The sequence below is a fragment of the Microbacterium sp. NPDC079176 genome (assembly GCF_040686675.1).
Lineage (GTDB): Bacteria > Actinomycetota > Actinomycetes > Actinomycetales > Microbacteriaceae > Microbacterium.
Map to the genome: position 1 here is coordinate 343786 of NZ_JBFBLM010000001.1, position 11892 is coordinate 355677.

Genomic DNA, 11892 nt, shown 5'->3' on the forward strand with positions numbered 1-11892 from the left:
CATGGTGCAGATCATCGAGACCATCGACGTACACGTTCCCATCGACGTGGCGTACAACCAGTGGACGCAGTTCGAGAGCTTCCCGCAGTTCCTCGATGAGGTGGAGTCGATCGTCCAGCTGGACGACACCCACACCCGCTGGAAGGTGAACGTCGGCGGCGCGACGCGCGAGTTCGACGCGGAGATCACCGAGCAGCACCCCGACGAGCGAGTCGCGTGGAACAGCATCGGCGGTGAGACCGAGCATGCGGGCGTCGTGACGTTCCACAAGCTCGAAGACCTCACGAGCCGCGTGACCGTGCAGATCGACTGGGAGCCCGAGGGGCTTCTCGAGAAGGTCGGCTCGCTCGTGGGCGCGGGCTCGCACGCGGTGAAGAAGGATCTCCAGAACTTCAAGGAGTTCATGGAGAAGCGCGGCACCGAGACCGGTGCGTGGCGCGGCGACGTCGACGCCTGATCGACCCCTGAGCTGAGGTCCGAGCGGTGGTGCCCCCATCACCGCTCGGACCTCTTTCGCTGCCCGGAGGACGGCACGCCCGGCGTCGACTAGGGAACTCACGAACGGAAGATAGGGCATCCTCCCGATGTCGTCGGGGTGACTCAGAGCGGATTCTGAGGACATCGCACACCGAGGAGATGTCATGTTCGAGCACCCGTATCTCGCCTACAGATCGACCGAGTTCTACCAGGAGCAGCTCGCTCGCGCGGCAGAACGCCGTCGCGTCATCGAGGAGCGCAGCGATCAGCTGGTCCGCAGACAGCCCGGCCCGGTCCGGCGTCTGGCCGGCCGGCTGCACGCGACCGACGCATCGCGCGACGCGGCGACGGATGCTGCACGGCAGCCCGAGCGCCGCGCATCGGCGGGCCGCGAACCGGCACCCGCCCGGTGACCGTCGCTCCGCTGCGGGCAGACGGCAGCGCGACGCCGGATGTCGGAGGGGAGTGGCACGATGAATTCATGCCCCCGTCCGCTCCCAGCGCCGCGATGGTCGGCCGAGAGACCGAGCTCGCGACCATCCGCGAGCTGTTCCGGCGAGCGGTCGACGGGGTCCCGGTGGCCGCGCTCATCGAGGGTGAGGCGGGCATCGGCAAGTCGCGACTGCTGCGCGAGTTCAGCACCGAGGTGGCGAACCGCGCAGACGTGCATGTCGGCTGGTGCCTCGATCTCGGGGCGTCGCGCACGCCCTTCGGGCCGCTCGCCGGCATCCTCCGGTCGATCGTCGCGAGCATGGGCGCCGACCGGGTGCGGGAGGAGATCGGCGTCGGCGTCGAGGCGCTGGGCATGCTGCTGCCCGAGCTCAACCCCACTGAGCGATCGCAGACCAGCCCTGACCGCCTGCGCGATGCGATCGCGGCGCTCATCGAGGCGGCCGCCGAACACGCGCCGCAGGTGCTGGTCGTCGAAGACCTGCACTGGGCTGACGAGTCGACCCTGGCGCTGCTCTCCTTCCTGCTGCGCACCCTCGGGCACGGCCGCATCCTCCTGATCCTGACCTGCCGCTCCGACGACGTGCGACGCGGCGATGCCGTGAGCCGCTTCATCGGCGAGTCCACACGCGCGCGTCTGCTCGAGAGGGTCGCGATCGATCGGCTCGACACCTCGGCTGTCCGTGCGCTCGTCGAATCGCTCACCGGGCAGCCCGTGACAGACGCGGCGCTCGATCGCATCCACGATCGAGCCGAGGGCGTGCCCTTCTTCGTCGAAGAGCTCGCCGGGTGCTCGACCGGTCCCCTGCCCGGCAGTCTGCGCGACCTGCTGCTCGCCCGATTCGACCGTCTCAGCGATGACGCCCGGCGGGTGGTGCAGGTCGTCTCGGGAGCCGAGCGTCCGCTGACCCACCCGCTCGTCACCCGCCTCGCGGGTCTGCCCGAAGCCCGCCTCGACGAGGCGATCCGCGAGGCGACGCTCAGCGGCATCCTCGTCGTGGTCGACGACGACTACCGGTTCCGGCATGCGCTGCTGCGCGAAGCCGTGCACGACGATCTGCTCCCGGGCGAGAGAGCGCGGCTGCATCGGGCGTATGCCGAGGCGCTCGAGGAGAACTGCTCAGGGGCCGAAACCGCCGACTCCGCCGCGCTCGCCTATCACTGGCAGCTCGCGCAAGACGACCGGCGAGCGCTCGCCGCGGCCGTCACCGCGATGGCCGACGCCAAGTCGCGGTTCGCCTTCGCGAGCGCTGCCCGCTTCGGCGAGCTCGCCCTCGACCTGTGGATCCAGGTGCCGGATGCCGAGGCCGTCGTGGGTGTGGCGCGCCTCGAGGTGCTGCGCACTCTCGGTTCCGTGCTGCGCAACGCGGGAGACGGAGAACGGGCGCTCGCCGTGGTCGACCTCGCGCTCGCCGAGGTCGATCCGACGACGGTCGACCCCCGCATGCACGCCCGGCTGCTGCGCGACAAGGCGTACTACACGATGAACCTCGGCCGCGCCGGCGCGGTCCCGCTGCTGCAGCAGGCGCTCGAGATCCTCGAGGCGGGCGTCGACGACGACCGGCTGCGCGCCTCGGTGCTGAACCAGCTCGCCAGTCGCTACATGATCTCGGGGCGACTCGACGAGGCGATCGCGTTGGCCGCGGAGGCGGGCGAGCGGGCCGCGCGCGCCGGGTCGGACGACGAGGCATCGATCGCCGCGAACGTCCGGGGCGGAGCCCGCGCGCACCTCGGCGACCTCGACGCGGGGCACCGCGAGTACGCGCTCGCCCTGCAGCTCGCCAAAGGCACGAACGCCGAGATGAGATACCGGGTCAACTATTCGGATCTGCTCGGCCTGCTGGGGCGCTATCGCGATGCCGTCAGGGTCGCTGAAGAGGGGCTCGCGCCTGCGCGCGCTTTCGGCGTCGAGCGCACCACGGGCGCGCTGATGACGCAGAACATGGCCGTGCCACTGCTCGAGATGGGCGAGATCGAACGGGTCGAGGGGATGCTGGCGCGCGAGCTCGCTCAGCGGACCCTGCGCATCTCGCACATGTACTCCACGATGACGCGCGTGCGGGTGCTCTCCTGGCGAGGCAGACACGAGGAGGCGGCCGAGATCCTTCGCGAGTGGCACCCCGCATTCGAGGTGACCGGTCGGGTCGAACGTCAGATCTGGTACGACGAGGTCATGATGCGCGTGGCCGTCGCCGAGGGGCGGGGCGACCTCGCGGGTGCTCTCGGTGAGGTCAGGGCGATGCTCGCCGATCAGGGGCCGGTGTCCCTGCATCAGCGTCGACTGCTGCTCGAGGCGGCATGGTTCATCGCCGAGCTGCGGGCATCCGGCGTCGAGGTCGAGGCGGCGGTCGCAGACGTGCGCGACGCGTGGCGCGCCCAACCTTCGCAGCTGCGAGGCGACAGGTGGGAGACGATCCTCGAGGCATTCCTCTTCCCGTCCGTCGCAGCCCTGCGCCAGGCGGTCGAGCACGCAGACGACCGCGATGTGCCCGTGACGTTCGCGGTGACCACGCGTCTGGCTCTCGCTCGCGCACTCGTCGACGCAGGAGACCGAGGGGAGGCGAGCGCCGTGCTCTCGGCCGCGATGCGCCAGGCGGAGCGCCTCGGCCACGTTCCCCTGGGGCGGATCGTCGGTGGTTTCCAAGCGGCGGCTGGCCTCGCCGCAGCATCCGGCACCGCATCCGGCACCGCAGCATCCGGCACCGCCGGCGTCGAACCGGATGCCGACCCGCTCACCGCCCGCGAGCGGCAGGTGCTCGAGCTGATCGCCGAGGGTCTGAGCAACCGCCAGATCGGGGAGCGGCTCTTCATCAGCGTCAAGACGGTGAGCGTCCACGTGTCGGCCGTGCTGCGCAAACTCGGGGTGAGCACCCGCACCGAGGCGGCTGTTCTTCAGAAGAATCCGAACTTCCGGGACACCGGTCAGCCTGCCGTGGTACGTTGAGCAGGCGCGTATGTCGGACGTTCCGTCACGGCGCGGGCCGCGCAAGCGGCCGTTTGAAAACAGAAAGTAGAAAACACATGGCCACTGGCACTGTGAAATGGTTCAACGCGGAAAAGGGCTTCGGCTTCATCGCTCCCGATGACGGCACGGACGACCTCTTCGCCCACTACTCGGCAATCACCGGCTCCGGTTTCAAGGAGCTTCGTGAGAACCAGAAGGTCGAATTCGACGCTGAGCGTGGCCCCAAGGGCATGCAGGCTGCGAACATCCGCGCTCTCTGAGCGCGCATAGGCTTCCTGAAGCCGGTCGGATCCTCACGGATCCGGCCGGCTTTCTGCATGTCCGGGTACTTTCTGCCCGTGCCCGTGCCCGTGCCCCTCCACATCGGGCGGATGCGGTGCGATGTCGACCCCGCACGAGAGGCGAGGATGCCGCCCGGGCTAGGGGCCCAAGATGAGGCTTGCCTAACTTTCTGTTAGATTAGGCCAGGCTTACCAAAGCCTTGGCGCCCCTCCGCGCCGCACCCCCTCATCCCAACCCGAAGGGAACGCCTGTGCGCACCTCTCGTCTCATCGCCGCCGGTGTCGCCGCGGCTCTGGCCGTCGGCCTCACGGCCTGCGCGACGTCGTCGACCGACTCGAACTCCGACTCCGCCGGCGGCAACCCCGCCGATGACGGTGCCTTCCCCGTCACGATCGAGCACGTGTTCGGCGAGACCACGATCGAGGAGAAGCCCGAGCGCGTCGCGACGATCGCCTGGGCGAACCACGAGGTTCCCCTCGCTCTCGGCATCGTCCCGGTCGGCATGAGCAAGGCCACGTGGGGCGACGACGACGACAACGGCATCCTCCCCTGGGTCGAGGACAAGCTCGACGAGCTCGGCGGCGAAGAGCCCGTGCTGTTCGACGAGTCCGACGGCATCGACTACGAGGCCGTCGCCGACACGCAGCCCGACGTCATCCTCGCGGCGTACTCGGGTCTGACGCAGGAGGAGTACGACCAGCTCTCGAAGATCGCACCGGTCGTCGCCTACCCCGAGGTCGCCTGGGGCACCCCGGTCGACGACATGATCGAGATGAACTCGAAGGCGCTCGGCCTCGAGGAGGAGGGTGACGCCCTCATCGAAGAGCTGCACGCCGACGCCGAGGCCGCCCTCGAGGAGAACAGCGCCCTCAAGGACAAGAAAGTGCTGTTCGCTTACGTCGACCCGAGCGACCTGAGCCAGGTCGGCTACTACACCGCGATCGACACGCGCCCCGGCTACCTGCACGACGACCTGGGTCTTCCGCTTCCGTCGATCGTCGAGGAGAACGCAGACAGCAAGGAGTTCTACCTCTCTGTGAGCTCCGAAGAGGCTGACACCTTCGACGACGTCGATGTCTTCGTGACCTACGGCGACGACTCGCTCATCGCCACCATGCAGGCCGACCCGCTGCTGTCGAAGATCCCCGCGATCGCCGCCGGCAACATCGTGATCCTGCCCGACTCCACCCCGATCGCGGCCTCGGCGAACCCGTCGCCGCTGTCGATCCAGTGGGGCCTGTCCGACTACCTCGGCCTGCTGGCAGCACCGCTCGCCGCGAAGTGACCGTCGGCGTCACCTTCGCACACTGAATTCCCGTGACCGCTGTCACCGTTCCCCTGCCGGGCGTCGCAGATCTGCGACGCCCGGCATGGGCGCGCACGCTCTGGCTGCTCGTCGGCCTGGGAGTGCTGTTCGTGCTCTGCATCCTGTCGATCTGCTTCGGCGTGCGCTCCGTGAGCATCGACGACATCTTCGCCGCCCTCGCGGGGCAGGATGACACCCTCGCCCAGGCGGCGATCATCAAGCGCCTTCCGCGCACGGTGCTCGCGATCCTCGTCGGTGCAGCGCTCGCACTCTCCGGCGCGACGATGCAGGCGGTCACCCGCAACCCGATCGCCGACCCCGGCATCCTCGGCGTCTCGAACGGCGCTTCGCTCGCCGTCGTGTTCGGCCTCGCCTTCCTCGGTCTCACCGACGCCTACAGCCAGATGGCACTCGCGATCATCGGCGCCGCCCTGGCCGCGGCGTTCGTCTACACCGTCGGCTCGCTCGGACGCGGCGGTGCCACGCCCCTCAAGCTCGCGCTCGCCGGTGCCGCCACCTCGGCCGCCTTCGCCTCGCTCATCAGCGCCGTCATGCTGCCGCGCGTCGACCTGCTGCAGGCGTTCCAGTCGTGGCAGATCGGCGGAGTGGGCGGTGCCGAGTGGCCGCGCATCGCGATCACCGCCCCGGTGCTCGCGCTCGGCGCACTGATCTGCTTCGCCAGCGCCCGGGGCATGAACTCCCTCGCTCTCGGCGACGACATGGCGAAGGGACTCGGCGAGCACGTCTTCCGCACGCGCCTCATGTCGGCGGTCGGCGCCGTGATCCTCGCCGGAGCAGCCACCGCGATCGCCGGGCCCATCGGATTCGTCGGTCTCGTGATCCCGCATGTCTGCCGGATGCTGATCGGCACCGACCACCGCTGGCTGCTGCCGTTCTCGGCCATGGCCGGCGCCGCCCTGCTGCTCGCGAGCGACATCGTCGGCCGTGTCATCGCGCCGACCTCGGAGGAGATCCAGGTCGGCATCATCACCGCCATCATCGGCGCCCCGTTCTTCATCTGGATCGTCCGTCGTCAGAAGGTGCGTGAACTGTGAGCACCATCGACCGGGCTGCCGCCCACACTCCCGCAGCATCCGACCGCACCCGCGACGAGGTCGCCGCGCTCGTCGCGGGCCGCCGTTCGCGCCACCGCCGCCACGCCACGGCCACGATCGTGCTCGGTGCGCTGCTGCTCGTGCTGTTCGCCGTGGCGCTCATGATCGGCAACACGTTCTATCCGCTCGACGAGGTGATCCGCGTGATCCTCGGCGAGACCGTGCCGGGGGCGTCGTTCACCGTCGGCGAGCTGCGCCTGCCCCGCGCGGTGCTCGCGATCCTCGCGGGTTTCGCGTTCGGCATCGCCGGCGTCTCGTTCCAGACGCTGCTGCGCAACCCGCTCGCCTCGCCCGACATCATCGGCATCTCGAACGGCGCCGGCGCCGCAGCGGTGTTCGGCATCATCGTGCTGTCGCTCAACGGGCCGATCGTCTCGCTGCTCGCGCTCGGCGGTGCGATCGTCACGGCAGGAGTCATCTACCTGCTGTCGATCAAGAACGGCTTCGCGGGCACTCGACTGATCCTGATCGGCATCGGTGTCGCGGCGATGCTGCAGAGCATCATCTCGTACATGCTGTCGAGGGCGGCGAACTGGGACATCCAGACCGCGATGCAGTGGCTCACCGGAAGCCTGAACAACGCCTCGTGGGAACGCGTGATGCCGCTCGCGATCGCCGCCGTCATCATCGTGCCGCTGATGCTCCTGCAGGGCAGGGCGCTCGGGGCGATGCAGCTCGGCGACGATTCGGCATCCGGTCTCGGGGTGCGGGTCAACACGACTCGTCTGCTCTTCATCCTCGGCGCAGTCGCACTGCTGGCGTTCGCCACCGCCGCGACCGGCCCCATCGCGTTCGTGGCGTTCATGGCGGGTCCGATCGCGGCCCGCATCACGGGGCCGGGAGCGAACCTGCTCGTCCCCAGCGCATTCATCGGCGCTGTGCTCGTGCTCGGAGGCGACCTGATCGGTCAGTTCGCGTTCGGCGAGCGCTACCCGGTCGGCGTGATCACCGGCGTGCTCGGCGCTCCGTACCTCATCTACCTGCTCATCCGCACGAACCGCTCGGGAGGCTCCCTGTGACCGAGGCGCACACTCTGACGGCGGAGTCCGTCACTCTCGCCTACGGCGACCGGACGATCATCGACGGCCTCGACCTCGCGATCGCGCCGGGCAAGATCACCACGATCGTCGGCGCGAACGGATGCGGCAAGTCGACCCTGCTGCGTTCGCTCGCGCGTCTGCTCTCGCCGACGGCGGGTCAGGTCGTGCTCGACGGCAAGTCTGTGCACGCGCGCCCCACCAAGGAGGTCGCGCGCATCCTCGGCCTGCTGCCCCAGTCGCCCGTCGCGCCCGAGGGCATCGCCGTCGCGGATCTCGTCGGCCGCGGTCGGCATCCGCATCAGAAGATGCTGGCTCGCTGGAGCGCTCACGACTACGAGGTCGTCGCGGATGCTCTGGCCGCCACCGGCACCACGGAACTCGCCGACCGCAGCGTCGACGAGCTCTCGGGCGGCCAGCGTCAGCGCGTGTGGATCGCCATGGCGCTCGCGCAGGAGACCGACATCCTGCTGCTCGACGAGCCGACCACGTTCCTCGACGTCGCTCACCAGGTCGAGGTCCTCGATCTGCTCACCGACCTCAGCGTCTCGCGCGGCACCACGATCGTGATGGTGCTGCATGACCTCAACCTCGCCGCGAGGTATTCCGACGAGCTCGTCGCGATGAAGGAGGGCAGGGTGCACGCCACCGGCGCTCCGCAGGATGTCGTGACCGCCCAGCTCGTCGAAGAGGTCTTCGACCTCGCGAACCAGATCACCATCGACCCGGTCTCCGGGAAGCCGATGGTCACCCCGATCGGAAGGCATCATGTCCGCTGAGACCACGACCGAACGCCCCACCTACGTGCTCGCTCGCGCCGAGGTGCGCGGGGTCGAACGGGTGTCGCCGAACTTCGTGCGGATCACGTTCGGCGGCGACGATCTTCTCGAGTTCGCAACGCCGGGTGACGTCTTCGACTCCCGGATCAAGATCGTGTTCCCGCCGGCATCCGGCATCCTCCCCGATCTCGATCGTGAGACCGACGACTGGTGGGGTTCCTTCCTCGCCGTCCCCGAGGAGGACCGCGGATCCATGCGCACCTACTCGGTGCGTGACCTGCGGGTGACGGATGCGGGCACCGAGCTCGATGTCGATTTCGTGCTGCACCTGGCGCCCGGACTCACGGGCCCGGCGTCGCGCTGGGCCGATGCGGCCGCGGTCGGCAAGGAGCTCTTCGTCGTCGGACCACGTCGAGGCGTCGCCGCGGCCGCACACGGCGGCGCCGAGTACGAGCCGGGCACCGCGACGTCGGTCGTCCTCGCCGGTGACGAGACGGCGGCTCCCGCGATCGCGCGCATCCTCGAAGACGCCCCCAGCGACCTTCGAGGCTGCGCGTTCATCGAGGTGCCGTCGCCGGCCGACGTCCTGCGCATCGACGCGCCTGCCGGGGTCGAGGTGCACTGGCTGCCTCGCGATGCGGGTGAGCCCCACGGTGTGCGGCTGATTCCCGCCGTGCTGGAGTACCTCGGAGATGCGGATGCTGCCGACGAGATCGACGTGAAGGACATCGACACGGAGGCCCTGCTCTGGGAGACCCCCGACTACTCGGGTCTCGGAGAGGAGATCGCGGCGGCGGATGCTCCCGCCGAGCGCTACTTCTGGATCGCCGGCGAAAGCGGCGTCGTCACGACGCTGCGCCGCCACCTGGTCAAGGATCTCGGCATCGACCGCTCGCAGGTCGCCTTCATGGGCTACTGGCGACGCGGCGTCGCCATGCGCGGCTGACGCCAGTCGGTTCGGGGGGTGCTCGCGTTCGCGTTCTCGTTCGCGCTCGCGCATCGCAGGAGATCTCACGTAACGAAGGCGCGGATCCGGCATCCGATCCTTCGCCGAGCGAGATCTCCTTCACGGGATGCGGTCGGCTGACACGGGATGCGGTCGGCTGAGACGGGATGCGGTCGGCTGAGACGGGGTGCGGTCGGCTGTCACGAAGAAGTGTCGAAGCGCTGGCGCCAGCGGATGCCGCGCCGTAGCATCCCAGTGGAATCGTTCGACGCCGAGGAGGCCACCCGATGACGCAGCACACCCTCGAGCTCCCGGACGTCGACCTCGTCTACGACGTGCATGGGCCACTCCCGACGAAGGATGGCCGCCCTCCGCTGATGATGATCGGCCAGCCGATGGATGCGAGCGGCTTCCAGGCGCAGGTGAAGCTGTTCGGCGATCGCACCGTCGTGACCTACGACCCACGAGGGTTGGGCCGCAGCGTGCGCAAGGACGGCGGAGTCACGAACGAGCCCGAAGTCCAGGCCGAGGATGTCCACGCGATCATCGAGGCGCTCGGTGCAGGCCCTGTCGACATGTTCGCGAGCAGCGGTGGAGCCGTGAGCGCACTCGCTCTGGTCACTGCGCACCCTCAGGACGTGGTGACTCTGGTCGCCCACGAGCCGCCGATCGACAGCGTGCTGCCTGATGCCGAAGCGGTGCATCGAGCGCGAATCGCCTATACCCGGGCATATCAGGAGCGAGGATGGGGTGCCGGAATGGCGGCGTTCGTCGCGATGACGTCGTGGGAGGGCGAGGTCACCGAGGAGTTCCTCGCCCAACCGGCCCCCGACCCCGCGGCATTCGGGATGCCGACGGAGGACGACGGCTCGCGGAATGATCCACTGCTGTCCGAACTCTCGTGGGCGGTGCCGCTCTACGAGCCAGATCTCGAAGCGCTGAAGGCATCCCCGACTCGGATCGTCGTCGCTGTCGGGGAGGAGTCGCTGAAGGGCTACACCGGCCGCACCGCGCTCGCCCTGGCCGAGAAGCTCGGACAGCAGGCGACCGTCTTCCCCAGTCACCACGGCGGCTTCATGGGTGGCGAGTTCGGCTATGCCGGGCAGCCCGAGGCATTCGCCGCCACGCTCCGCGAGGTGCTCGACCGGCCGTAGGGGGCGAGCGAGACCTCGTCGACGCGTCCTGTCATCAGCCATCGCACGCACCGAAGGAGATATCGCGCTGCGAAGGGCCTCACGCGGCCTTCGGCCCTTCGCTGCGGGAGATCACCTTCGCAGCGCGCGCACGAGCGGGGGCGGCAGCGGGAGCGAATGCCGCCTACGCGCTGTCGCGCACCACGAGCTCGGTGTCGAGGATGACCGAGCGGGGGGATGCTCCCGCGATGACCTCGAGCAGCACGGCGACCATCTTCGCGCTGATCTGATCCCACGGCTGGCGCATGGTCGTGATGGGGGGCTCATGGGTGGCGGCGAGGCCTGAGTCGTCGAAGCCGGCGATCGCGATGTCCTCGGGCACGCGGCGCCCTGCGCGGCGGGCGGCGGCGATGGCTCCGGCCGCCATCCGGTCGGATGCCGCGAACACCGCGTCGACGTCGTGCTCGAGCATCCGCGTCATGGCGGCGAGTCCTGACTCGTACGAGTAGTCGCCGCGCTCGACCAGCGATTCGTCGTAGAGGTCGCCGAGCTCTTCGCGGAATCCGACCAGGCGATAGCGGCCACCGGGGGTGTCGTCGGGGCCGGCGATCATGCCGATGCGGCGGTGTCCCTGGGTCACGAGGTGCGCGGCCATGGTGCGGGCGGAGGCGATCTCGTCGACGGAGATCGTCGAGAGCTCGCGTTCGTGCCCGAGCGGCACGCCGCAGCACACAGTCGGGATGCCGACCTCGATCAGCTGATCGAGCAGCGGGTCGGACTCGTGCGACGAGATCAGCATGACGCCGTCGACGTGTCCCGCGCTGAGGAACTGGGCGACGCTCTCGCGCTCGGCGGGGGTCCCGGCGACGAGCAGCACGAGGGTCATGGCCCGCTGGGCGAGCGCTTCGGCGGCCCCGCGCAGCAGCAGCGCGAAGGTCGGATCGTCGAACAGCAGCTGCTGCGGCTCGGTCAGAAGGAAGGCGAGCGATCCGGCGCGGCCGGTGGCGAGGCTGCGGGCATGGTGGTTGGCGGTGTAGCCGGTGGCGAGGATCGCCTCTTCCACGGCCTGCCTGGCGTCGGGGGACACCCAGTGCCCGCCGTTGATCACTCGCGAGACCGTGCTGCGGGACACCCCCGCCTGCGCCGCGATCTGGCGGATCGTCGGCTTGCGCTTCGCGCTGACATCACTCATCGCCTGTGACTCTACCCACAGCATCCTGTCCAGCGATAGTCCAACCTGGGACCGGTCTCAGTTCGGTAACAGCGGTTGTGGTCGACGCCGAACCTGGGGTAGAACTGAGACCGGTCCCAGTCATGTCCCCGTGACAACCTGAGACCGGTCCCAGTCGAATGAGCGACAGCACGTCGGGACCCGCACCACGACCACACCGACCCGATGGAG

Annotated in this window: 11 protein-coding genes; 10 read left to right on the top strand and 1 reads right to left on the bottom strand. The window is 69.1% G+C overall.

The window, feature by feature from the left end; all coding sequences use genetic code 11:
• The first annotated feature begins 1 nt into the window (after position 1).
• The 10 genes from AB0P11_RS01710 to AB0P11_RS01755 all read left to right on the top strand — a co-directional run bounded on the left by AB0P11_RS01710 (position 2) and on the right by AB0P11_RS01755 (position 10511).
• A complete protein-coding gene (locus AB0P11_RS01710; RefSeq protein ID WP_363519234.1) occupies positions 2–457 on the top strand; it encodes an SRPBCC family protein in 456 nt (151 codons plus the stop codon).
• 184 nt (positions 458–641) lie between these two features.
• The gene (locus AB0P11_RS01715) at positions 642–890 is read left to right on the top strand and encodes a hypothetical protein (protein WP_363519237.1); all 249 of its coding nucleotides are present in this window, start codon (positions 642–644) and stop codon (positions 888–890) included.
• Between the two features lie 68 nt (positions 891–958).
• Entirely contained in the window at positions 959–3871 is a 2913-nt protein-coding gene (locus AB0P11_RS01720) for an AAA family ATPase (protein WP_363519239.1), read from the top strand.
• A gap of 77 nt (positions 3872–3948) precedes the next feature.
• Positions 3949–4152 (top strand): cold-shock protein, encoded by a 204-nt coding sequence (locus tag AB0P11_RS01725; protein WP_042538190.1) that lies wholly within the window; start codon positions 3949–3951, stop codon positions 4150–4152.
• Positions 4153–4424: 272 nt separating this feature from the next.
• On the top strand, positions 4425–5459 hold the full coding sequence (locus AB0P11_RS01730; protein ID WP_053098526.1) for an iron-siderophore ABC transporter substrate-binding protein: 1035 nt from the start codon (positions 4425–4427) through the stop codon (positions 5457–5459).
• Between the two features lie 32 nt (positions 5460–5491).
• Positions 5492–6535, top strand: a complete 1044-nt coding sequence (locus AB0P11_RS01735; protein ID WP_072590572.1) for an iron ABC transporter permease — start codon at positions 5492–5494, stop codon at positions 6533–6535.
• Between the two features lie 5 nt (positions 6536–6540).
• Positions 6541–7614 carry an iron ABC transporter permease gene (locus tag AB0P11_RS01740; RefSeq protein WP_230100876.1) on the top strand — a complete coding sequence of 358 codons (1074 nt, stop codon included), beginning with the start codon at positions 6541–6543 and terminating at the stop codon, positions 7612–7614.
• Positions 7611–8411 carry an ABC transporter ATP-binding protein gene (locus tag AB0P11_RS01745; protein WP_053098527.1) on the top strand — a complete coding sequence of 267 codons (801 nt, stop codon included), beginning with the start codon at positions 7611–7613 and terminating at the stop codon, positions 8409–8411. Before AB0P11_RS01740 ends, AB0P11_RS01745 begins: the two co-directional genes overlap by 4 nt.
• Positions 8401–9357 carry a siderophore-interacting protein gene (locus AB0P11_RS01750; RefSeq protein WP_363519245.1) on the top strand — a complete coding sequence of 319 codons (957 nt, stop codon included), beginning with the start codon at positions 8401–8403 and terminating at the stop codon, positions 9355–9357. The genes AB0P11_RS01745 and AB0P11_RS01750 overlap by 11 nt, the downstream gene beginning before the upstream one ends.
• Before the next feature lie 287 nt (positions 9358–9644).
• Positions 9645–10511 carry an alpha/beta hydrolase gene (locus AB0P11_RS01755; RefSeq protein ID WP_363519248.1) on the top strand — a complete coding sequence of 289 codons (867 nt, stop codon included), beginning with the start codon at positions 9645–9647 and terminating at the stop codon, positions 10509–10511.
• Between the two features lie 163 nt (positions 10512–10674).
• On the opposite strand, the gene AB0P11_RS01760 is transcribed toward AB0P11_RS01755, so the two are convergent.
• Entirely contained in the window at positions 10675–11682 is a 1008-nt protein-coding gene (locus tag AB0P11_RS01760; protein WP_285363760.1) for a LacI family DNA-binding transcriptional regulator, read from the bottom strand.
• Positions 11683–11892 lie beyond the last annotated feature (210 nt).

Coding starts and splice junctions, on each gene's coding strand:
- AB0P11_RS01710 (WP_363519234.1), top strand. CDS start 2: ATGGTGCAGATCATCGAGACCATCGACGTACACGTTCCCATCGACGTG.
- AB0P11_RS01715 (WP_363519237.1), top strand. CDS start 642: ATGTTCGAGCACCCGTATCTCGCCTACAGATCGACCGAGTTCTACCAG.
- AB0P11_RS01720 (WP_363519239.1), top strand. CDS start 959: ATGCCCCCGTCCGCTCCCAGCGCCGCGATGGTCGGCCGAGAGACCGAG.
- AB0P11_RS01760 (WP_285363760.1), bottom strand. CDS start 11,682: ATGAGTGATGTCAGCGCGAAGCGCAAGCCGACGATCCGCCAGATCGCG.
- AB0P11_RS01750 (WP_363519245.1), top strand. CDS start 8,401: ATGTCCGCTGAGACCACGACCGAACGCCCCACCTACGTGCTCGCTCGC.
- AB0P11_RS01755 (WP_363519248.1), top strand. CDS start 9,645: ATGACGCAGCACACCCTCGAGCTCCCGGACGTCGACCTCGTCTACGAC.
- AB0P11_RS01725 (WP_042538190.1), top strand. CDS start 3,949: ATGGCCACTGGCACTGTGAAATGGTTCAACGCGGAAAAGGGCTTCGGC.